Annotated in this window: 20 protein-coding genes; 5 read left to right on the forward strand and 15 right to left on the reverse strand. The window is 62.3% G+C overall.

All coding sequences use genetic code 11. From position 1 onward, the window contains the following. Positions 1–59: 59 nt before the first annotated feature. The 3 genes from BT125_RS19035 (at position 60) to BT125_RS19045 (ending at position 2741) form a co-directional block, all read left to right on the forward strand. Positions 60–842 (forward strand): sulfite exporter TauE/SafE family protein, encoded by a 783-nt coding sequence (locus tag BT125_RS19035; protein ID WP_072409325.1) that lies wholly within the window; start codon positions 60–62, stop codon positions 840–842. Positions 843–910: 68 nt separating this feature from the next. After that, positions 911–1720 (forward strand): prolipoprotein diacylglyceryl transferase, encoded by an 810-nt coding sequence (gene lgt, locus BT125_RS19040; RefSeq protein WP_039592606.1) that lies wholly within the window; start codon positions 911–913, stop codon positions 1718–1720. A 49-nt stretch (positions 1721–1769) separates the two neighbouring features. Then, complete coding sequence (locus BT125_RS19045; RefSeq protein WP_072409251.1) at positions 1770–2741, forward strand: thymidylate synthase; 972 nt, start codon at positions 1770–1772, stop codon at positions 2739–2741. Positions 2742–2874: 133 nt separating this feature from the next. Here BT125_RS19045 and cadR read toward each other — a convergent pair whose 3' ends face one another. Further along, positions 2875–3321 (reverse strand): Cd(II)/Pb(II)-responsive transcriptional regulator, encoded by a 447-nt coding sequence (gene cadR / locus BT125_RS19050; protein WP_072409253.1) that lies wholly within the window; start codon positions 3319–3321, stop codon positions 2875–2877. An 86-nt stretch (positions 3322–3407) separates the two neighbouring features. Between cadR and BT125_RS19055 the strand changes: the two genes are divergently transcribed. After that, positions 3408–5627, forward strand: a complete 2220-nt coding sequence (locus BT125_RS19055) for a heavy metal translocating P-type ATPase (protein WP_072409255.1) — start codon at positions 3408–3410, stop codon at positions 5625–5627. A gap of 124 nt (positions 5628–5751) precedes the next feature. Here BT125_RS19055 and BT125_RS19060 read toward each other — a convergent pair whose 3' ends face one another. Genes BT125_RS19060 through BT125_RS19070 form a run of 3 tightly spaced genes read right to left on the reverse strand, consistent with a single transcriptional unit; the run spans position 5752 to position 10960 of the window. Continuing rightward, the gene (locus tag BT125_RS19060) at positions 5752–8799 is read right to left on the reverse strand and encodes an efflux RND transporter permease subunit (protein WP_072409257.1); all 3048 of its coding nucleotides are present in this window, start codon (positions 8797–8799) and stop codon (positions 5752–5754) included. Beyond that, positions 8796–9860, reverse strand: coding sequence for an efflux RND transporter periplasmic adaptor subunit (locus BT125_RS19065; RefSeq protein ID WP_072409259.1), 1065 nt, complete (start codon positions 9858–9860; stop codon positions 8796–8798). The genes BT125_RS19060 and BT125_RS19065 overlap by 4 nt, the downstream gene beginning before the upstream one ends. Next, positions 9857–10960 (reverse strand): efflux RND transporter periplasmic adaptor subunit, encoded by a 1104-nt coding sequence (locus BT125_RS19070; RefSeq protein WP_072409261.1) that lies wholly within the window; start codon positions 10958–10960, stop codon positions 9857–9859. The genes BT125_RS19065 and BT125_RS19070 overlap by 4 nt, the downstream gene beginning before the upstream one ends. Before the next feature lie 123 nt (positions 10961–11083). On the opposite strand from BT125_RS19070, the gene BT125_RS19075 reads away from it, so the two are divergent. Beyond that, the gene (locus tag BT125_RS19075) at positions 11084–12244 is read left to right on the forward strand and encodes an AAA family ATPase (protein ID WP_072409263.1); all 1161 of its coding nucleotides are present in this window, start codon (positions 11084–11086) and stop codon (positions 12242–12244) included. Positions 12245–12354: 110 nt separating this feature from the next. On the opposite strand, the gene BT125_RS19080 is transcribed toward BT125_RS19075, so the two are convergent. The 11 genes from BT125_RS19080 to BT125_RS19130 all read right to left on the reverse strand — a co-directional run bounded on the left by BT125_RS19080 (position 12355) and on the right by BT125_RS19130 (position 22416). After that, positions 12355–13236 (reverse strand): transporter substrate-binding domain-containing protein, encoded by an 882-nt coding sequence (locus BT125_RS19080; RefSeq protein ID WP_072409265.1) that lies wholly within the window; start codon positions 13234–13236, stop codon positions 12355–12357. Beyond that, the gene (locus BT125_RS19085; protein WP_072409267.1) at positions 13233–14015 is read right to left on the reverse strand and encodes an amino acid ABC transporter ATP-binding protein; all 783 of its coding nucleotides are present in this window, start codon (positions 14013–14015) and stop codon (positions 13233–13235) included. The genes BT125_RS19080 and BT125_RS19085 overlap by 4 nt, the downstream gene beginning before the upstream one ends. After that, positions 14012–14671 carry an amino acid ABC transporter permease gene (locus BT125_RS19090; RefSeq protein ID WP_072409268.1) on the reverse strand — a complete coding sequence of 220 codons (660 nt, stop codon included), beginning with the start codon at positions 14669–14671 and terminating at the stop codon, positions 14012–14014. Before BT125_RS19090 ends, BT125_RS19085 begins: the two co-directional genes overlap by 4 nt. Then, a complete protein-coding gene (locus BT125_RS19095) occupies positions 14652–15317 on the reverse strand; it encodes an amino acid ABC transporter permease (protein WP_072409270.1) in 666 nt (221 codons plus the stop codon). Before BT125_RS19095 ends, BT125_RS19090 begins: the two co-directional genes overlap by 20 nt. 495 nt (positions 15318–15812) lie before the next feature. After that, complete coding sequence (locus BT125_RS19100) at positions 15813–16595, reverse strand: MetQ/NlpA family ABC transporter substrate-binding protein (RefSeq protein WP_072409272.1); 783 nt, start codon at positions 16593–16595, stop codon at positions 15813–15815. A gap of 281 nt (positions 16596–16876) precedes the next feature. After that, a complete protein-coding gene (locus BT125_RS19105; RefSeq protein ID WP_072409273.1) occupies positions 16877–17812 on the reverse strand; it encodes a sigma 54-interacting transcriptional regulator in 936 nt (311 codons plus the stop codon). A gap of 47 nt (positions 17813–17859) precedes the next feature. Continuing rightward, positions 17860–18441 carry an alpha/beta hydrolase gene (locus BT125_RS19110; protein ID WP_072409275.1) on the reverse strand — a complete coding sequence of 194 codons (582 nt, stop codon included), beginning with the start codon at positions 18439–18441 and terminating at the stop codon, positions 17860–17862. A 210-nt stretch (positions 18442–18651) separates the two neighbouring features. Next, positions 18652–18897 carry a DUF2789 domain-containing protein gene (locus tag BT125_RS19115; RefSeq protein ID WP_072409277.1) on the reverse strand — a complete coding sequence of 82 codons (246 nt, stop codon included), beginning with the start codon at positions 18895–18897 and terminating at the stop codon, positions 18652–18654. 277 nt (positions 18898–19174) lie between these two features. Then, the gene (locus BT125_RS19120; protein WP_072409279.1) at positions 19175–20116 is read right to left on the reverse strand and encodes a sulfotransferase family protein; all 942 of its coding nucleotides are present in this window, start codon (positions 20114–20116) and stop codon (positions 19175–19177) included. After that, positions 20104–20889: an aspartyl/asparaginyl beta-hydroxylase domain-containing protein gene (locus tag BT125_RS19125; protein WP_072409281.1), complete on the reverse strand. Its 786-nt coding sequence runs from the start codon at positions 20887–20889 to the stop codon at positions 20104–20106. The genes BT125_RS19120 and BT125_RS19125 overlap by 13 nt, the downstream gene beginning before the upstream one ends. A gap of 12 nt (positions 20890–20901) precedes the next feature. Further along, on the reverse strand, positions 20902–22416 hold the full coding sequence (locus BT125_RS19130) for a TolC family protein (RefSeq protein ID WP_072409283.1): 1515 nt from the start codon (positions 22414–22416) through the stop codon (positions 20902–20904). Positions 22417–22422: the final 6 nt, after the last annotated feature.

Raw genomic sequence — 22422 nt, forward strand, 5'->3', positions numbered from 1 at the left:
TGGAGCCCTGGATCCGTTACCATGCCGCTCTTATTTCGGGGATGGGCGGGGAGCGTCTGGTGGAATTTGTGCTCTATCTGCTGCTTGGCGCCTGCGCGGGCGTGCTGGCCGGGCTGTTCGGCGTGGGGGGCGGGATCATCATCGTCCCGGTGCTGGTGTTCAGTTTCACCCTGCAGGGTTTCGATCCGCAGGTGTTGACGCACCTGGCCGTCGGCACGTCCCTGGCATCGATCATCTTCACCTCGGTCAACGCCGTGCGCGAGCATCAGCGCAAGGGCGCGGTGCGCTGGCCGATCTTCGCCTGGATGACCGTCGGGATCCTGATCGGCGCCGGTTTCGGCGCGATCACCGCCGAAGCGATTTCCGGCCCGCACCTGCAGAAGATCATCGGCGTGTTCGCCCTGATCGTTGCCGTGCAACTGGCCCTGGATGTCAAGCCCAAGGCCAGCCGCACCGTACCGGGCAAGGCCGGGCTGACCGTGGCCGGCAGCGTGATCGGCTGGGCCTCGGCGATTTTCGGCATCGGCGGCGGTTCGCTGACCGTGCCGTTCCTGACCTGGCGCAGCGTGCCGATGCAGCAAGCGGTCGCGACGTCATCGGCCTGCGGACTGCCCATCGCCGTGGTCAGTGCGTTAAGTTTCATGATTCTGGGCTGGCACGATCCGCTGCTGCCGGCCCATAGTCTCGGTTTTGTGTATTTGCCGGCGCTTCTGGGCATCGCCTTGACCAGCATGGTCTTCGCCCGTTTCGGCGCGCGGCTGGCCCATCGCCTGTCTCCGCGCTTGCTCAAGCGGCTGTTCGCCGCCTTGCTATTCTGCGTGGGCTTGAGTTTTCTGTTCTGACGCAATCCTGGCTTAATCCCGAGGTGGCAGCGTCGCCCGGGCATTTTTGACGTTTACGAGGAATATCAATGCTGCCTTACCCGCAGATCGATCCGGTAGCCTTGGCCATCGGCCCGCTGAAAATCCACTGGTACGGCCTGATGTACCTGATCGGCATCGGCGGCGCCTGGCTGCTGGCGTCGCGCCGGCTCAACCGCTTCGACCCGACCTGGAACAAGGAAAAGCTCTCCGACCTGGTGTTCTGGTTGTCCATGGGCGTGATCGTCGGCGGACGCCTGGGCTACGTGCTGTTCTACGACCTGAGCGCATACCTGGCCAACCCGACGCTGATCTTCGAAGTCTGGAAGGGCGGCATGTCGTTCCACGGCGGGTTCATCGGCGTGATGCTGGCGGCGTTGTGGTTCGGCAAGCGCAACAACAAGTCGTTTTTCGAGCTGATGGACTTCGTCGCACCGATGGTGCCGATCGGCCTGGGCGCCGGGCGCATCGGCAACTTCATCAATGCCGAATTGTGGGGCAAGCCGACCGACGTGCCGTGGGCGATGATCTTCCCGCCGTTCAGCGACCCGGCGCAGCTGCCGCGCCACCCGTCGCAGCTGTACCAGTTCGCCCTCGAAGGCGTGGCGTTGTTCCTGATCCTCTGGCTGTTCTCGCGCAAGCCACGGCCGACCATGGCGGTGTCGGGCATGTTCGCGCTGTTCTACGGGATCTTCCGCTTCATCGTTGAATTCGTCCGTGTACCGGATGCCCAGCTCGGCTACCTGGCCTGGAACTGGCTGACCATGGGCCAGGTGCTGTGCCTGCCGATGATCATCGGTGGCCTGGCGCTGATCTGGCTGGCTTATCATCGAGCGCCGGCTGCGGCGGCCAAGGTTTAAAATTCGAACCCCGGGGCGCTGGCCCCGGGTTCAAGGACACAGGTAACCCATGAAGCAATATCTCGATCTGGTGGCCCACGTCATCAAGAACGGCACCAAGCAAGCCAACCGCACTGGTGTGAACACCATCAGCTTCCCCGGCGCCATGCTGCGCTATGACTTGCAGGACGGCTTCCCGGCCATCACCACCCGCAAGATGGCCTTCAAGTCGGCCATCGGCGAAATGTGCGGTTTTCTCCGTGGCGTGAACAATGCCGCCGAGTTCCGCGCCCTGGGCTGCAAGGTCTGGGACCAGAACGCCAACGAAAACGCCCAATGGCTGGCCAACCCGTTCCGCCAGGGCGACGACGACCTGGGCGAGATCTACGGCGTGCAATGGCGCAAATGGCCGGCCTACAAACAGATCCCCCTGAGCAACCCGGCGGCCATCGAGCAGACGCTGGCCCAGGGTTACCGGCAGATCGCCGAAGGCGAAGAAAACGACCAGGCCTACGTGGTGCTGTACAAGGCCATCGACCAGGTTCGCCAGTGCGTCGACACCATCATCAAGGACCCGGGCAGCCGGCGTATCCTGTTCCACGGCTGGAACTGCGCCCAGCTCGATGAGATGGCCCTGCCGCCGTGCCATCTGCTGTACCAGTTCCACCCGAATGTCGAGACCCGGGAAATTTCCCTGACCCTCTACATCCGTTCCAACGACCTGGGCCTGGGCACGCCGTTCAACCTCACCGAAGGCGCCGCGCTGCTGAGCCTGATCGGTCGCCTGACCGGCTACACGCCGCGCTGGTTCACCTATTTCATCGGTGACGCCCACGTCTACGAAAACCACTTGGACATGCTCAACGAACAGCTCAAGCGCGAGCCGTTCCCGATGCCGAAACTGGTGATTTCCGAGCGCGTGCCAGAGTTTGCCAAGACCGGTGTGTACCAGCCGGAATGGCTGGAGTTGGTGGAGCCGGGCGACTTCTCCCTTGAAGGCTACCAGCACCACGCGCCGATGACCGCGCCAATGGCCGTCTAAGCCACACCCCCCTCCCCAGTGGGAGCGGGCTTGCTCGCGAAAGCGGTGTGTCAACTAGCGAATGTACAACCTGACACACCGCATTCGCGAGCAAGCCCGCTCACACATTGGGTTTCCTGAGGGTTCAAGGCACTCAATGCCCATGACTGCGCCCCACATGCGAATGCTCCACCTCCGGCGCCACCGCCCCGCTCACCTCCAACCGCTGCAAGATCCCGCATTGATCCGGGTCCGGCCCTTCGCCACAGCGATGGCGCAAGTCGATCAGTTGTGTCTGCAGGGCCAGTAGGCCATCGATACGGGCCTTGACGTGCTGGATGTGTTCGTCGATCAGCGCATTGACGCTTTCGCATTGGTCCTGGGGGCTGTCGCGCAGGGCCAGGAGGCTGCGGATTTCTTCCAGGGTCATGTCCAGGGTGCGGCAGTTGCGGATGAACGTCAGCCGCTCGGCATGGGCCTGGGTGTAGACGCGGTAATTGCCGTCGCTGCGGGCCGGTTCCGGCAGCAGGCCTTCGCGCTCGTAATAGCGGATGGTTTCGACCTGGCAGTCGGTGATTTTCGCCAGTTCTCCGATCTTCATGAGGCGGCCTCCGAAATAGGTGCTTGACCCTATAGTGGCTACAGGGTCTTTACTGCGCAACAGGCACTTTTCACGGACGTCACCCGATGAGCGATTCCCTTCACACTCACAAATCCGACCACGGCCATGACCATGGGCATTCCTGCTGCGCCTCGAAAGCGGCGCCAGCGGTGGTCAACCTCGGCAAAACACCGACGGACGGTGCACGGCTGAGCAGTTTCCGCATCGAAGCCATGGACTGCCCCACCGAACAGACACTGATCCAGAACAAGCTCGGCAAGCTCGAGGGTGTGCAGCGACTGGAATTCAACCTGATCAACCGTGTGCTGGGCGTGACTCACAATTTGCCCAGCGACGCGCCGATCATCCAGGCCATCGAGTCCTTAGGGATGCAGGCCGACCCGCTGACCCCGGGCCAGAAACCGCAAACCAACGACCTGCCCGCCCCGGCCAAACCCTGGTGGCCGTTGGCGCTGTCCGGCGTGACGGCCGTGGGCGCCGAGGTGATCCATTTCACCAATGCCGCGCCAAACTGGGTGGTCGCGCTGGTGGCGTTGGTGTCGATCCTCAGCGGGGGCCTGGGCACGTACAAGAAGGGCTGGATCGCCCTGAAGAACCGCAACCTGAACATCAATGCGCTGATGAGCATCGCCGTGACCGGTGCCGTGCTGATCGGCCAATGGCCCGAAGCGGCGATGGTGATGTTCCTGTTCACCGTGGCCGAGCTGATCGAAGCCAAATCCCTGGACCGGGCGCGTAACGCCATCAGTGGTCTGATGCAGATGGCCCCGGAACAGGCCACCGTGCAACAGGCCGATGGCAGCTGGCAGGTACAGGAGGTCAAGGCCATAGCCCTCGGCGCGCGGGTGCGGGTGCGCCCCGGCGAACGCGTGGGCCTGGACGGTGACGTGGTCGCCGGCCGCTCCACCATCGACCAGGCACCGATCACCGGCGAAAGCCTGCCGGTGGAAAAAACCGTCGGCGACAAAGTGTTCGCCGGCACCATCAACCAGGCCGGCGAACTGGAATACAGTGTGACCGCGGCGGCCGACCAATCCACCCTGGCGCGGATCATCCACGCCGTGGAGCAAGCCCAGGGCTCCCGCGCACCGACCCAGCGTTTCGTCGATCAGTTCTCGAAAATCTACACCCCGGCGGTGTTCGCCCTGGCTTTGGCCGTGGCCGTCATCCCGCCGCTGTTCATGGGCGCGGCGTGGTTCGACTGGATCTACCGGGCGCTGGTGCTGCTGGTGGTCGCCTGCCCCTGCGCACTGGTGATTTCCACGCCCGTGACCATCGTCAGCGGCCTCGCCGCCGCGGCGCGCAAAGGCATCCTGGTCAAGGGCGGCGTGTACCTGGAGGGCGGCTACAAGCTCGACTACCTGGCCTTGGACAAGACCGGTACGATCACCCACGGCAAACCGGTGCAAACCGACTACGTGGCCCTGGACCCGACGGTGGAAAGCACCGCCCCGACCCTGGCCGCCAGCCTCGCCGCCCGCTCCGACCACCCGGTGTCCCGGGCGATTGCCAATGCGGCGGTGGAAAAGCAACTGGCCCCGCAGGTTGTGGATAACTTTGAGGCGCTTGCCGGGCGCGGCGTGCGCGGCGACATCGGCGGCCAGACCTATCACTTGGGCAATCACCGCCTGGTGGAAGACCTCGGCCTGTGCTCTCCCGAACTGGAAGAAAAACTCTTCGCCCTGGAAAAACAAGGCAAGTCGGTGGTGCTGCTGCTCGACGTTACAGGCCCATTGGCGCTGTTTGCCGTGGCGGACACCGTAAAGGACTCCAGCCGCGAAGCCATCCGGCAATTGCACGACCTTGGCATCAAGACCCTGATGCTCACCGGCGACAACGCCCACACCGCCGAAGCGATTGCCGCGCAGGTGGGCATGGATCAGGCGCGGGGGGACTTGTTGCCGGAAGACAAGCTGCAAGCCATTGAAGCGCTGTATGCCCAGGGTCACCGCGTCGGCATGGTCGGCGACGGCATCAACGACGCCCCGGCTCTGGCCCGTTCGGAAATCGGTTTCGCCATGGCGGCGGCTGGCACCGACACCGCCATCGAGACCGCCGACGTCGCGCTGATGGACGATGATCTGCGCAAGATTCCGGCGTTCATTCGCCTGTCGCGGCAGACGTCCAGCATCCTCAAGCAGAACATTGCCCTGGCATTGGTGATCAAGGCGATTTTCCTTGGGGTCACCTTCGCCGGACTTGCCACCATGTGGATGGCGGTGTTCGCCGACATGGGGGTGAGTTTGTTGGTGGTGTTCAATGGGTTGCGGTTGTTGCGCAAGTAAAAGGCCAGGGTGACCGGGCTGGCCTCATCGCGAGCAAGCTCGCGATAGGGCTGCGCAGCAGCCCAGCGGGAGCAAGCTCCCTCGCCACAGAAGCAGTGCATGGCAGTTCTCGTTGCAATGACGATCAATCGCGCTTGGGCTCGCGGATCTTGTACCAGGCTACATACAGCGCCGGCAGGAACAGCAGTGTCAGCAGCGTGGCGATGATGATCCCGCCGATCATCGCGTAGGCCATCGGCCCCCAGAACACTTCCCGGGCAATCGGGATCATCCCCAGGCTCGCCGCGGCGGCCGTGAGCAGGATCGGCCGGCGCCGATGTTCGGTGGCCTCCACCACCGCGTCCCAGGGCTCGTAGCCGTCACGTTCGTATTCGTCGATCTGGGTCACCAGGATCACCGAGTTACGGATGATGATGCCGATCAAGGCGAGGATCCCGAGGATCGCCACGAAGCCCATGGGCGTGCCCGTCGGCACCAGCGCCAGCACCACGCCGATCAACCCCAGGGGCGCGACGCTCGCCACCAGGAACAGTTTCTGCACGCTGTGCAACTGGATCATCAGGAAGGTCGCCATCAGAAACAGCATCAGCGGCACGACACTGGCGATCGGCCCTTGGGCCTTGCTGCTTTCTTCCACCGTACCGCCCGTGGCGACCTTGTAACCCACCGGCAGGCCGGCGGCGAACTTGTCGATGTCCGGTTGCAATTGCTTGACCAGGTCGGTGGGCTGGATCTCGTCGCGCACTGCGGCCTTGATGGTGATGGTCGGCTTGCGGTCGCGACGCCATACCAGCGGCTGTTCCAGTTCATAACGCACCGTGGCGAACGCCAGCAGCGGAATCGAGGTGCCGCTCGGCGTGACGATTTGCAAGTTCTGCAGGGTTTCCGGCGAACCGCGCTCGGCATCCTCTGCGCGACCGACCACGTCGATCAGGTAAATATCGTCGTTGACCTGGGTCACTGGCGAGCCGCTGACGATGCTGTTCATCAGCCTGGCCACATCATCGGAAGACAAGCCCAATTGCCGCGCCTTGTCCTGGGCGATATCAATGCGCAGGACCTTGCCCGGCTCGTTCCAGTCGTAAATGATTTCGCCGATGTGCGAGTTCTTGTCCAGCTCGGTGGCCAGCTCGATGGCGTGCTTGCGCACCTGGTCTACGTCCTTGCCACTGACCCGGTACTGGATCGGCCGGCCCACCGGCGGGCCCATTTCCAGGGCCTGCACGTAACTGCCAATGCCGACGAAATCCTCGCGCAGACGCTTTTGCAGGCGCTCGGTCAGGGCGTTGCGCGACTCCAGGCCCTTGCTGACGATCACCAGCTGCGCGTAGTAGGGGTTCTGCAATTGCTGGTCCAGCGGCAGGTAGAAGCGAATCGCGCCTTCGCCGATGTAGGTGCTCCACCGCGCGATGTCCGGGTCACCCTTGAGGGTCGCTTCCAGGCGGTCGACGGCTTTGCGGGTCTCGTCCATCGAGGCGTTTTGCGGCAGGTTGAGGTCCACCAGAATTTCCGGTCGGTCCGACGATGGAAAAAACTGGTTCTGCACGAAGCGCATGCAAAACACCGCCAGCACAAACAGCAATATCGTGATGCCGATGGCCCACCAGCGATTGCGCATCGCCCACAGCAGACCGCCGTTGAAGGCTCGGCCGATCCGCCCCGGCTCGGCGCTGTGGGGTTTGACGTTGGTGCTGAGAATATGCACGCCGATCACCGGGGCAAACAGCACCGCGACGATCCACGACACCAGCATCGCTACCGCGATCACCGCGAACAGGGTAAAGGTGTACTCACCGGCAGAGCTGGCATTCAGGCCGATGGGCACGAAACCGGCGACGGTCACCAGGGTCCCGGTAAGCATCGGGAACGCCGTCGAGGTATAGGCAAAGGTCGCGGCCTGTTCCTTGCTGTCACCTTTTTCCAGGCGCGTGACCATCATCTCCACGGTGATCATCGCGTCGTCCACCAGCAGTCCGAGGGCGATGATCAACGCGCCAAGGGAAATCCGCTGCATGGTGATACCGCTGTATTCCATGAACAGGAAGACCATCGCCAGCACCAGTGGAATCGAACAGGCCACCACCAGCCCGGCCCGTACGCCAAGGCTGATGAAGCTGACGACCAGTACAATGATCACCGCCTCGAACAAGGCGCTGGTAAAGCCGCCGACGGCCTCTTCCACCACCTCGGCCTGGTCTGAAACGGTGTGCACGCCAACGCCCACCGGCAGGTCGGCGGTCAGTTCGTTCATGCGCGCATGCAGCGCCTTGCCGAAATCCTGGATGTTGCCACCCTTCTTCATCGCGATGGCCAGGCCAATGGCCGGCGTGCCGTTGAAGCGGAACATCGGTGTGGCGGGGTCGACATAACCCCGGCTGATATCAGCGATGTCGGCCAGTCGATAGAACCGGTCATTGAGCCGCAGGTTGACATTGGCCAGGTCTTTTTCCGACTGGAACTGCCCGGACGTACGCACGGAAATCCGCTCCGGCCCCGCGTCGATCACCCCGGCCGGCGTCACGGCATTCTGCGATTGCAGACTCTGCACCACCTGGCGCTGATCGATGCCCAGCGCAGCGAGTTTGCGCGTGGAGAAGTTCAGGTACAGCACTTCATCCTGCTCGCCGAGCATTTCCACCTTGCCCAGCCCGGGCACGTCGCGAATCTCGGCACGCACCTGCTCCACGTAGTCGCGCAACTGACGCATCGACAGACCGTCACCGGTGAAGGCGTACACCGAACCGTACACGTCACCGAACTCGTCGTTGAAACCCGGGCCTTGCAGCCCTTGGGGGAAGTCGCCACGAATGTCGTCGATCTTCTTGCGCACCTGGTACCAGATCTCGGGGATGTCCTTGGCCCCGGTGGTGTCGAGCAGGTACACGAACACCGTGGATTCGCCCGGACGGGTGTAGCTTTTGACGTAGTCGAGGGAATCGAGCTCTTCGAGTTTCTTCTCGATGCGGTCAGTGACCTGCTTGAGGGTTTCTTCCTGGGTCGCGCCCGGCCAGCGGGTCTGGATAATCATGGTCTTGATGGTGAACGAGGGGTCTTCCTCCCGCCCCAGGTTCATGTACGAGAACACGCCCATCAACAGCGCCACGAACATCAGGTACCAGACGAACGACTGATGCCGCAGGGCCCATTCGGATAAGTTGAAAGGCCCTTTCATCGTGCGTCCTCGTCGAGTTTCACTTTCTGCCCCGGCTTGAGGCTGTTCACGCCGGCGCTGACCACGCGGTCGCCGACCTTGATGCCGTTGGCCACCAGCACCGAATCGTTGGAGCGTTCGAGAATCCGTACTTCGCGGGGGGAGACGGTCTGGCTCTGCGGGTCGATGAGCCAGATGCGCGCCTTGCCGTCGATCTCTTGCACTGCGCTGAGCGGCAGCTCGATGCGCGGTTCGATGGTCGAGCTCAGGGTCACACTGATGGCCGTGCCCAGGCGAAAACCTGGCGGTGTGTCGGTCAGCGTCAGGCGCGCGCGGCGGGTACGAGTAGCGCTCTGGGCCTGGGGTTCGATCTCGCGCACGATGGCGCTGGTGTGGATAGTGGGGTCCATTTGCGCCGCAACCTCGAACACCACGTCCGTGGGCAGGCGTTCGACCAGCCCGGCCGGCAGGTCGATCACCGCTTCCTTGACGTCCGGGCGGGCCAGGGTCACCACTTGTTGGCCGGCGGTGACCACCTGCCCGGCTTCGGCATTCCAGGCAGTGACGATGGCGTCGTGGTCGGTACGCAGTTCGCTGTAGTTGAGCTGGTCGCGGGCCTGCTCCACCGAGGCTCGGGCCTGCTCGAGAGAGGCGCCGGTGGTTTTCAGATCGGTCTGGGCGATGTCCAGTTGCGCCTGGGCCCCAACGCCACGGTCGAACAATTGCTGCTGGCGACGGGCATTGGCCTGGGCATTGATGTACTGCGCCTCGATCCGCGCCAGGTCGCCCTGGGCGGCGCGCAACTGGTTCTGCTGGTCGGTGGGGTCGAGCGTGGCGAGCAAGTCGCCCTTCTTCACTTCAGCACCGACATCGACATTGCGGCTGGCGATGCGGCCTGGCACGCGGAAACCCACGTTGCTCTCGTATCGCGCCTGGATATTCCCGGCGAATCGCCCGAGTGCCTGCTGGTCAAGGGCCTGGACCTCAACGGACAACACCGGGCGCACCGGTTCGGGCGGTGCTTCTTCCTTGGAGCAGGCGGCCAGCAACAGGCCGGCCAAAACCATCCATAAACGCTTCATGGCTGGGCTCCCGGCGTGGATTTTCCATAGGTGTTTTCAGCGATCTCGACGCGTACACCGGGGTGCAGCAACTGCCCGCCTGCGGTGACGACTTTCTCACCGCCCTTGAGGCCGTCGCTGATGATGACCTTGCCGGTCAGATAGCGGCCGACCGTCACCGTTTGCAACTGCGCCTTGCCCTCACTATCCACCAGCCACACGGCCGGCTCACTGAGGTTCTTGGTCAGGGCCGACCAAGGCAGCTCGAAGGCGGTCTTGCCGGCGGACTTGGCCGTGGCGCTGACCACCGACCCAAGGCGCATGCCTTCGGGCAAATCATTGAGGGTGACCTTGACCTGCACGGTGCCGGTCTGGGCGGACACCGCCGGGGTGATTTCGCGCACCGTGCCGGTGGTCTTGATGGCAGGGTCATCCAGCAGACTGATGGTGATTGCAGGGTCCGACGGTGGTTCGCTCAACAGCGATTCGTAGATGTTGAACACCGCGTCGCGTTCGCCGTCCCGGGCCAGGCTGAAGATCGGCTCCGTGGCCTGCACCACCTGGCCGACTTCCGCCTGGCGCGCGGTGATGATGCCCGGGGCCTCGGCAATCAGCGCGGTGTAGCTCAGTTGCTCACGGGCGTTGGCCAACTGGGCTTGGGCAGCGGTCAGCGCACTCTGGCTGCTGCGCAGTTGAGCCTGGGCCGCGTCGTATTCGCTCTGGCTGGTGTAGCCCTTGGGCAGGAGTTTCTGCTGGCGTACAAACGCCGCCGCACTCTGCTTGACCCGCGCCTGCTCGGCGGCCACCTGCGCCTCGGCGGAGTCGACGTTGGTCTGCAGATCCCGGGGATCGAGCCGAGCCAGCACTTGCCGGGCCGAGACCCGGTCACCGACATCGGCCTTGCGCTCGATGATCTTGCCGCCCACACGAAACGACAGATCGGCCTGCACCCGCGCCTGGACGTCGCCGGTCAGGGTCACCGAGGCTGCGTATTCACTGGGCACGGCTTGCTGCACGAAAACCCGCGGCAGGGCTTTTTCTTCGGGCTTCTTATCACCGCACCCCGTCAACAATGCACACACGCCCAAACCAATAACCCATTTGATTCCGGGACCAGTCATGCAGACTCCTTTGCGTTGTACGGACGTACCAGTGACGATACGACTGTGAGCTTAGAACAGGGTTCACTGAAAGCACAGCAATCGGGCAGACTTGCTCCTGACGCCCGTGCAAAGGAAACAGGCATGCTCAAGATATTGGCGGTGGCCAACTACCGTTCGATCAATAAATTGGTCATCCCCCTGGGCCGGCTGAACCTGATCACCGGCCCCAACGGCAGCGGCAAATCCAATCTGTACCGCGCCCTGCGCCTGCTGGCCGAGACGGCCCAGGGTGGGGTGGTCAACGCCCTGGCCCGTGAAGGCGGACTCGACTCGACCTTCTGGGCCGGCCCGGAGGAAATCAGCCGCCGCATGCGTAACGGCGAGGTGCCGGTCCAGGCGATTGTGCGCCAGGGCACCAAGCGCCTGCGCCTGGGCTTCGCCGGGGAAGACTTCAGCTATTCGATCGCCCTGGGCTTGCCGGAGCCTAGCAGTTCAGCGTTCTCGCTGGACCCTGAAATCAAGCGCGAATGCATCTGGGCCGGCCCGGTGTTTCGGCCCGCCAGCCTGCTGGTGGACCGCAACGGGCCGATGATCCGTGCCCGCGAAGGCCGTTCCTGGGATGTGCTGGCCCAGCACACACCCACCTTCGACAGCCTGTTCGACCAGGTCGGCAGTCTGCGCACTTCGCCGGAGGTCCTGCAGATGCGCGAGTTCATTCGTCGCTGGCGCTTCTATGACCATTTTCGCAGCGACGCCGACGCCCCGGTGCGCCAACCGCAACTGGGCACCCGCACGCCGGTGCTGCACCACGACGGACGCGACCTGGCCGCCGCCCTGCAGACCATCCTTGAAATCGGTGACGACGAAGCCCTGCATGCCGCCATCGGCGACGCGTTCCCCGGTGCCCGCCTGAACATCGAGAAACTGCAAGGCGGACGTTTCGCCATCGCGTTTCAACAACATGGCCTGTTGCGGCCGCTGTCCGCCGCCGAACTGTCGGACGGGACCCTGCGCTATTTGTTGCTGGTGGCCGCCCTGCTCACCCCACGACCACCTTCGCTGATGGTGCTCAACGAACCGGAAACCAGCCTGCACCCGGACCTGCTGCCGGCCCTGGCGCGGTTGATCATCCGCGCCTCGGCAAATTGCCAGGTCTGGGTCGTGTCCCACGCCACACGCCTGATCGCCGCCCTGGAACAGGATGAGCAGTGCAATTGCATCGTGCTGGAGAAAGACCTTGGACAGACCGGGATCGTCGGGCAGCGGGCGCTGGATGAGCCTGCGTGGCACTGGCCGGATTGAATGGCGCCTGTAAACCGGATCGCGAGCAAGCTCGCCCCCACACACAATTTCCCTGTGGGAGCGAGCTTGCTCGCGAAGGCGCGCTGAAGGTCTACACAACCCTCAGAGAATCACCCCTGCCATTTGCCACCCTCGACAATCACACTCTCCGGCTTGGTGTCATCGCTCAGTTCCTTGCGCACGTATTGGTCGTACAGCTTGAGCAGGTACTTCTCTTCACCCAACTTCGCCAACTCGGCATTGACCCAATCACGCAGCTCGATGTTGCCCTTCTTCACCGCCGGCGCAATCGGCGCTTCGGCGCCCAGTGTCTGCTCCAGCACGCGATAGCCGGGGTTCTGCTTGGCCCAACTGAATAGCACCAGATTGTCCTGGGCATAGGCATCGCCACGCCCGTTGGCCAGGGCTTGCAAAGACTCGGAATTTTTCTCGAACTTGAGCAGCTTCCAGTCCGGATGATTTTTGGTCAGCCAGATGTCCGCCGTGGTGCCGGTGGTGACGATGGTGGTGCGGCTCGCCAGGTCATCGAGGCTTTTCACCGCGCTGGCTTGTGGCACCAGCGCCTGTACCGCGACTTTCAGGTTCGGGTTGGTGAACTCCACCGCTTCCTTGCGCTCCGGGGTCACGGTCATGTTGGCCAGGATCAGGTCGACCTTGTCACTTTGCAGGAACGGAATCCGACTCGCCGGTTCGACCGCGACGAACTCGACCTTGTTTTCATCGCCGAGCAGGTCCTTGGCGAATCGACGACCGATGTCGGTATCGAAGCCGACATAACGCCCCGCCTCATCGACGAAGCCAAACGGTGGTTTGTCGGTGAAGACGCCGACAATCAATTTGTCCCGCGCCTTGATTTTGTCCAGGTAGCTGGTCGACGCAGCGCTTGGGCTGGCAACGTTCGGCTTCGGCGGTTCTTCGGTTTTATTGCAGCCGGCCAGTAAAGCGGCGGCGAGCAACGGCAGTAGCAGCAGAGAAGACTTGGCAGTTTTCATGACAGTTCCAGTTCCTTTGTTTGAGTCGTTTTGGGTAGTGCGGCGACGTAGGAGAACTTCTCCAGAAACTGCTGCGCTCGTGCGGTTTGCGGGTTCGTAAAGAAAATCTCGGGAAGGTTTTGTTCAAGGATCCGCCCGGCGTCCATGAACACGATGCGGTCAGCCACGGCGCGGGCGAAGGCCATTTCGTGGGTGACGATCAACAGCGTCATGCCTTCGCGGGCCAGGCCCTGGATGACGTCCAACACTTCCTTGACCATTTCCGGATCAAGGGCGGCGGTGACCTCATCGAACAACATGACCTTGGGGTTCATGCACAGCGAACGCACGATGGCAATGCGTTGCTGCTGGCCGCCGGAGAGTTGGCGGGGAAAGGCATCGCGCTTGTCCAGCAGCCCCACCCGCGCCAGCAAGGCTTCGGCCTGTGCGCGCGCTTCGCGGCGGTCGCGTTTTTGCACTTTGAGCGGGCCGAGCAGCAGGTTATCGAGCACGCTCATGTGCGGGAACAGGTGATAGCTCTGGAATACCATGCCGATCTGCTGCCGTACTTCGCGCCAGTCGGTGCCCTTGTCCAGCAACTCGCGACCGGCGAATGCCAAGCTGCCGCTGTGGGCCACTTCCAGCCCATTGAGACAACGCAGCAAAGTACTTTTGCCGCAACCACTGGGGCCGAGGATGACGATCACTTCGCCCGACTGCACTTGCAGATCGATACCATCCAGCACCTGCTGCTCACCGAAAAACTTGTTGAAATCCTTGAACTCGATCAATGCGCTCATGCTTGCGTCCAGCGCCGTTCCAGCACGCGGGAGGCGGCCGAAAGCGGGTAGCAGATAAAAAAGAAAAACAGGAACAGCGCGCCGTAGATCAGCACGGACTCGTAGGTGCGCTCGATGATCTGCTGGCCGACCTTGATCACGTCCACCACGCCGATCAGCACGGCCAGGGAGCTGGTCTTGATGATGCGTGTGTAGACGTTGATGGTTGGCGGAGTCATGCGTCTGAGCGCTTGCGGCAACAGCACCTGGCCGTAGAGTTGCGGACCGTTCAGGCCAATGGACAAGCCCGCCTCGCGCTGGCCGCGCGGCAGCGAATGCAATGCACCGCGTACCACTTCACCCACCTCACTGGCGCCCCACAACGACAACACCAGGACCGCGCACCAAAAACTTGGAAGGCTCAGGCCGAAAAAGATCGGCAGGCCGAAGAACAGCAAGTACAACCAGACCAGCACCGGAATCGCTCGGAACAACTCCAGGTAGACCCGCAGAACGACATCCACGCCCTTCACGCCCAGCGTCCGCAACACTCCATAAAGCACGCCGCCCACGGTGCTGAGGGCGATGCTCAGGAAGGAAATCGACAAGGTTTGCGCGGCGCCCTTGCCCAGTTGCGGCAACGACACCCACAGCAACTCAAGACCCGAACTGGCCATGCTGGAGCCTCCTTTCCAGGCGGCTGAGCAGCAGCGACAGCGGCAAGAACAGCAGCACGCAAATCAGCGTCAGCACGGCGAGCATTTCGTAGGTCTTGTAGTAGAGCGCGATGTAGCTTTTGGTGGTGTAGAGAATCTCCGGCACCGCCACGGCCGAGACCACGGTGGTCTCCTTGAGCAGGAAAATGAAGTTGGCGAACAGCGACGGCAGGCTGAGGATCCCGGCCTGCGGCAGGATCACGTAGCGCAGCAACTGCCCGTGGGACAGGCCGATGGAACGACCGGACTCCAATTGCGCCTGGGGCACCGCGTCCACGCCCGCACGCAGCACTTCCGTGAGATAGGCACCGCCCAGGAACGTCATGGTGATGATCGCAGCGGCAAACCCCGACACCTTAATGCCCAGCGCCGGCAAGGCGAAGTAGACGAAAAACAACTGGATAAGCAGCGGCGTGTTGCGGGCCAGCTCCACGTACAGCCCTACCAGGCGTTGCAGGTAAGGTGTGCGTAACACCAGGATCGCCGCATTCACCAGCGCCACCAGCAGCGAGGTGGCGATGGCGATAAGGCCGACTTGCAGCGTCACGCCCACGGCCCTGAGAAACGCCGGGAGGGTACTGAGGATAAAAGCGTAATCGAAGTTCATTGAACATCCTGGACGCCACTCGGTAAGCGGCGGTCGTGCAATCCATGCGCAGCGGATAGCTGCTCGGCAGACACTGACTTTAATGGCATAAGAACTGTAATTTAAATACCGTTAAAGCATATTGATATCACGCAAAAAACTATCCCCTGGATTTGCCGCGAAGAGCAAAGACGACTATTTTCCTTGCGCCGCAGGGAGGATCTTTTTTCGTCATCCCCCCACCATTACAAGGAAGAAAACATGGCTGACGTAAAAGTGCCGCAGCGACTGGAACCGCAGGACATATTGAAATTGTTGATGGCGTTGCGCAGGGCGTTGAAGAGCGGGGTAGCCTGATTTACCCCCTGTGGGAGCGAGCTTGCTCGCGATAGCGGCCTGTCAGTCACATCAGTGTTTATTGATGAACCGCCATCGCGAGCAAATTCCCACAGTAAAAAACGCCGACGCTGTATCAGCCGTCGGCGTTTGAAACCATCAAAGGGTTTACTGCGCGAATCAGAACGCCGGCAGTACTGCGCCGCTATATTTCTTCTCGATGAACGCCTTCACTTCAGGGCTGGTCAGAGCCTTGGCCAGTTTCTGGATGGCCGGGCTGTCCTTGTTGTCCGGACGGGCCACCAGGAAGTTGACGTAAGGCGAATCCGAACCTTCGATCACCAGGGCGTCCTTGGCCGGGTTAAGACCCGCTTCCAGGGCATAGTTGGTGTTGATCAAGTCCAGGTCGACTTGGTCCAGGACCCGCGGCAGCATGGCCGATTCCAGTTCCTTGAACTTGAAGTTGCGCGGGTTCTTGGCGATGTCTTTCGGCGTCGCCAAAGCGTTTTTCGGGTCTTTCAACTCGATCAGGCCAGCCTTCTGCAACAGGATCAGCGCACGGCCGCTGTTGCTGCCTTCGTTGGGCAGCGCGATGGTCGCGCCGTCTGGCAGGTCAGCCAGCGTCTTGTGCTTCTTCGAGTAGCCACCGAACGGTTCGACGTGAACACCGATCACAGTTACCAGGTTCGTGCCTTTGCCTTCGTTGAAGTTCTTCAAGTACGGCAGGGTCTGGAAGTAGTTGGCGTCCAGGCGTTTCTGGTCAACCTGCACGTTGGGTTGGACGTAGTCGGTGAAGACTTTGATTTCCAGGTCCACGCCTTCCTTGGCCAGGGCTGGCTTGATCAGCTCGAGGATTTCAGCGTGGGGCACCGGGGTGGCGGCCACGACCAGTTTTTCCGCGGCCTGGGCCAGACCCGACGCCAGGGCTGCCGCCAATGCGGTGAACAACAGAACCTTTTTCATGCAGTGTCCTTATCGAAAATCACAGTCGTCATGGACGACGGCTAAATGTGGGTGTGCCAGTGAAGTGCTATCGCTGGCGTGATGCGGACAATACCGATATTTTTTATTCCTTAACAATATCTTTTGTTCAAGTTCATATTCATTTTGCTCATATAGCTAACACCGCTTTTGTGGCGAGGGCGCTTGCTCCCGCTCGGCTGCGCAGGAACCACAAGATCTTGGGGCCGCTACGCAGCCCAGCGGGAGCAAGCTCCCTCGCCACAAGAGCGGGTCAGCCACACTTACAGCGTCGAGCCCAATCGACTGAGCAGCACCTTGAGTGCGGCACGCTCACCTTCCGATCCCCCTGCGATGACCTGCGCCACTTGCTGCTCGATCAGTTCCGGCACTGAAGGCTGGAGCGGCAAATTCAGGTGCTCGGGTAAAATCTCGTCACCGGTGCTGACCAGCAACGCGAAGTGAATGACATTTTCCAGCTCGCGGGTGTTGCCCGGCCAACTGTGCCGCTCAAGGGCGGACTGCGCCGCTTCACTGATCAGTGGCACGGCCAGGCCGAGTCGCTGGCTGTAGATGCCCAGAAAGTATTCGGCCAGGGACAGAATATCGCCCACCCGTTCACGCAGGGCCGGCAGTTCCAGCTGGCCTTCGCTCAGGTAGTGGTAGAGCCGTTCGTGGAATTTCCCGGCCGCCACCGCTTGCGCCAGGTCGATGCTGGTGGCCGCGACCAGGCGGACATCCACCGGACTGGGCTGGTGGGCGCCGACACGGGTGACTTCGTGGTTCTCCAGGGCCGCCAGTAACTTGATCTGGATCGGCAGCGGCAAATCGCCGATTTCATCCAGGTAAAGGGTGCCGCCGTTGGCCGAACCGAACCAACCGGCCCGGCTACTGGCCGAGCCGCTGTAGCTGCCGGCGGCATACCCGAACAGTTCGGCGTCGGCGTAGGTCGGGCTGATGGCGCCGCAGTTGACCGACACAAATAATCCGCCGCGATCACTTTCGCGATGGATATGCCGGGCCAGCAGTTCCTTGCCGCTACCGGTTTCGCCGCGTATCAGCACCGATATCCCACGGGGCGCCAGTTGCTCCAACTCCTGGCGCAACTGCCGTGAACGAGGGTCGACGAACACCAGCGCCTTGGCGCGAATGCTCAGGGGGCTTTTTTCCGCGTCGGGAAAGGTCAGCAAGGGCTGACCGAAGGTTTCATGCAAACTCATGGCAGGCTCCCGCCCCAGACCGCCGGGAGACGGGGGGCGCTAAAAATTCAGGCACGACGCAGGGCGTGATGCTCCATGCGGTTTTGCAGACGATAGAGATAAGCGAAACCCTGCTCCCAACGCTGGTGGCCGGACTTCACGTTGATATGCCCCGCCCCCGCCAGGATCCCGGCCTCGGCCCCCCAGTTGCGCGCCAGTTCCAGGGCTCGCGGGGCACTCACGGCGTCGTCGTTGTCGGAACCGACCACCTGGCTTGGGAACGGCAACAGATCGCTGGGAATCGGCGCGAAGTTGCGCAGCGCCGGGACGCAGGCTGGCCGCTCGACATCCGCCGGCGCCACCAGCAACGCTCCATGCACCTGCCGCAAAAACTGCACCGGCGCGGTGGCGGCCCAATGGGCCACCGTGACGCAACCCAGGCTATGGGCAATCAGGATCACCGGGGTGCTGTCGGCGGCCACGGCCTCGGCCAGCGCCGCGACCCAGTCTTCACGTCGGGGCGTCACCCAGTCGGCCTGCTCGACCCTGGCACTGTTGGGCAGGCTGTTCTGCCAGTGGGTTTGCCAATGATTTTCCGGCGATCCTTGCCAGCCCGGCACAATCAGGTAGCGAATCGATTCGTTGCGCATGGGAGCTCTCCTGCGTGTCTGTTCCCGGACGAGTATAGGGAGGAGAGGTATATTACTTAAGGAATAAGAAGCTATTTGTTAATAACAATAAAGAATAATCGTTTATTCCTGTGGGAGCGGGCTTGCTCGCGAAAGCGGTGGGTCAGTTGACACTGATGTTGCCTGACACGACGCATTCGCGAGCAAGCCCGCTCCCACAGGTTTTGTGCATCATTCGCCACGCCCCTTGCGCAACAACACATCCAACTGGTCTATCACTTCCGCCCAGTCCGCATCCTCGAGGATTTCCTCGCGCAGCATTTGCCGCTGGCCCTCATTCCAGAAAAACGCATCGGCCAAGTGCAACCCGGGCTTGAGAGGTGAATGCGTGGCGATGAACTGGTCAATGCCAATGGCGTCATCGGGCAAGCCCAGTTGCTTGAACAATGCGCGAAGGGTGTGGATCGGCGGTTCCATAGGGGCTCCTGGACATGAATGGATGGCGGGTTCGTTCCTGGGCAGTCTAGCCCCTCGCCGACCGCCAGACCGCTCAAAATCCAATCAACTCCCGACTCGACTGGGCTTTGAATAAACATCCCGATGGGCTCGGGGGTTGTCTTTGTGGCGAGGGGATTTATCCCCGCTGGGCTGCGAAGCAGCCCCCAAAACCAGCCGACTCGGTGTGCCAGGAAGATTGAGTTCACTGCTTTAGGGCTGCTACGCAACCAGCGGGGATAGATCCCCTCGCCCCCCCCTACAGGGGCAGTGACTTCAACGCCTCATAAGGCTCCTGCGCCCAGCGCAGGACCCGCTCACGCAACAGCGCCGAAGCCTCCCGGCGCTTGTCCTCGCTGTCGCCGACAAACGTCTGCGCCGGCTGCTTGGCATGCTGCCCCACCGTCGCGAACACGTGCCCGCATTGCTCATCATTGAGCCCGAAAAACGCCGCCAACCTGCCCGTCATCGCCTCGGGCAATTCGGTGTAGTTGACCGCCATCCCTGCCAATGCCCGGCAGTGTTCCAGGCCTGTTCCCAGCAACCGACCCACCCGACGGGGGATGAAATCTTCCTGACTGCCGAACGGCAATCCATCGTCCAGAACCGTCGCTCCGATCATCCCCGGCACCATATGCACGCCAGGACGCCGCAGGTGTGAGACTGAAATTTCCAAGGGGTCGCGGTACACGAATAGCCAGGGTGTGTCGGGAAAGCACTCACGCAGCAGTGGCAGTTCACCAATGTTCCAGGCGTCGAGCTTGACCACCAGGCGTTGCTCCACACCTCGGCGGCGCTGCCCGTAGGCCGACATCAAACCCTTGAGTGCCACACACCGCTCGACCGGTGGCAAATCACCGCGCAGCAGCGTATCCAGAGGTGGCGGTTCCGAGATAACGATATGGTCGTCCAACTGAGCAAGCATCTGGCTGATCAATGTCGAGCCGCAACGGGAGGCATGGAAAATGAATGCGCTGGGCTCAAGTCCCGGGGTTTGTCGTTGCCACTGACCAAGTGCATCCAAGGGAGTCCGGCGGCGGAACGCCTGGTTGAAGGGCAGGCGCAGGGCGTCTTCCACCGCATCGCCAAAGAACGGCTGTGACAGATGCGCGTCGCCGAACCAGCACCAATCGACCCACCACTGCCCGGCCTCTTGCCATAGGCGGATCGGCAACCAACCGTGCAGGTTCAGGTCTTCCAAGGGTTTCTCCACTGCTGACGACCGTTGCGCATGGCGGCACGCACTTCTTCCAGAGTGAAATGAAGCCCTCGTTCGGCCCCCAGCGCCAGGGTGGATTCAATAAAAGCGTCGAGGTCGTGCAGGCTCCGCAAGGTGCGGGCGAGGTCAGGATCGCTTTCCACGCGCTGCTGAAAACGGGCGAAATCGCTTTGTCTGATGCACGCAGCGGGTGTGGTGCGCAGCCCATCGGCAATCTGCTGGACCAGCCACGGTCCGGGGCGACAATCGAGCACCAGATGAACCCGCGAATGAGCACTTCGGTTAACTACCCGATGAGGCCGCACCAAGTCGAGAAACCAGCACTCGCCGGCCGTCAGCGGAATGATTTGTCCATCCAGGAAAAAGTCCACATCAGGTGGGCTGAGCAACGGAACGTGCAGGCGCAGGTCGGCGTCCGGCCCGCCCAGATCATAGTCGCGATGCTCGTGGATACAACCACCGGGACCCAGCCGCAGCAGCCGGGCCGAGACGATCTCCAGGGGCCAGTCGCGCAACGCCTCATTCCAACGACCGTCCGCTAGCCAAGGCTCACGCTGGCTTGGCTGACCGCGCCCAGGCGACAGCTCGGTGACGGCATCCGCCGCCGAAATCAGCGCCACCCCGCTCCAGTCACCGCTGTAATAGGCACGGTTGAAATGCCCTTGCCAGCGTGCGTCTTCAATGGCGTCCAGTGCCTGCAACAGCAACGGCAGGTCCACCGCCACCGGCAGCCGGGAAAACGCCGGGCGCGTCATGCCAGCACCCGGTTATTGAGTCACCGCGGCCGTCTTCGGCACGGTGATATCGCCCTGGGCCCAGGCCGCTTCGCGGTTAGCCAGCGCCGTGGCGATCGATTGCACCGCGGTCGATTGCACTTCGTTCGGCATTGGATCTAGGCCGGCGCTGGCGAAGATCTGACCGTAAGCGTTGCGCAGGTCGGCATAGGCCAGGTCTCGGCGCAGATCAGCCTGCAAGGTGTTCAGTTCGCCCTGGATCAGGTCCAGCTCGCCAATGCCGGCGGCCTGGTGACGGCTGCGCAACTGGCCAACGATTTGCCCGTCGATGTCCGACAGTTGCTGGCTGGTCTTGAACTGGCGCAGAGCTTCGCGATAGTTGGCGTTGGCCACGTACAGCTGCGCCAGCACGGCAATCGACATCGCCTGGCGCCGCGCCGATGCGACTTCTTCACCGGCCTTGGCCACGTCGATGGCCGCCGGGGCGGAGATCACGTTGAACAGGTTCCAGGTGACTTTCACGCCATAGTCAGCCCAGCCCTGCTCCACCAGGAACGAGTTGCTGTCGTAGTGTCCGCCAGCGGAAAACTCCAACCCCGGCAGCAGGCGCAACATGGCCTTGCGGGTTTCGGCGGCGGTGATGCGGGTCTGGTAATCCTGCTCGCGCAGTTCCGGGCGGCTGGCCAGGGCTTCCTGTTCGAGACGGGCCAGGTCGACCTTGAGTTCCGGGATGGTGTATTCATCCTGGGTCGCCAGGGTCAGCTCGGTGCCCAAGGGCAAGTTGATCAGGGTCGCCAGTTCGGTCTTGGCCAGGGACAGCGCCCGGCGCTGTTCTTCCAGCTGGCGGGTGGCCTGGATCAGCGAGCGCTGGTAACCCAGGGCCTGCACCGGGTCGCCGATGCGCTGCTCGCTCATGCTCTGGCTGTTGCCCCGCGCCGCGTCGACCCGGACCATCAGGTTGTCGATCTGCTTGAGCAGGCGCTCGGCGGCCATGGCGCGCCAGTAGGCCGAACGCACGTCCTGGACGATGGTGTTGATCACCTTGCGTCGGCGTTCCTGCACGATCAGGCGCTGGTCCCCGGCCTGCTTGGCACTGATGTAGCTCACACCGAAATCGAGCACGTTCCAGACCATGGTCAGGTCCGCCACTTCGCGGTCACGGTCCTGGGAGGTCGACGGTTCCAGGGACTGGGTACCGGTTTCCACGCTCTGGCTGCTGGAGGCATTGACGTTGTTACGACCCACATACCCGGCGTCCAGGGCCATGCGTGGCAGCATGTCGAAACTGGCCAGGTCCAGCTGACGCTTGGCCAGGGCCTCCTCCATGATCTTCAAGCGACCTTCGAGGTTGTATTTCACCGCCCGGGCCATGGCCTGGTGCAGGGTCAGGGGGCCGCTCAGCGGCTCCTGATCCTTGTACATATTCTGCAGGTCAGTTCGAGCGCGCTGTTCGCTGACGCTGCGCTCGATCGGTTCGCTGGTGACCGCACATCCACTCACCACCAGCGCCAGCAAACTCATACCGAATAACTTCTGACTTCTATTCATTCCCTG

Origin of the sequence: Pseudomonas sp. NFACC04-2, assembly GCF_900119265.1 — a bacterium.
Lineage (GTDB): Bacteria > Pseudomonadota > Gammaproteobacteria > Pseudomonadales > Pseudomonadaceae > Aquipseudomonas > Aquipseudomonas fluorescens_AA.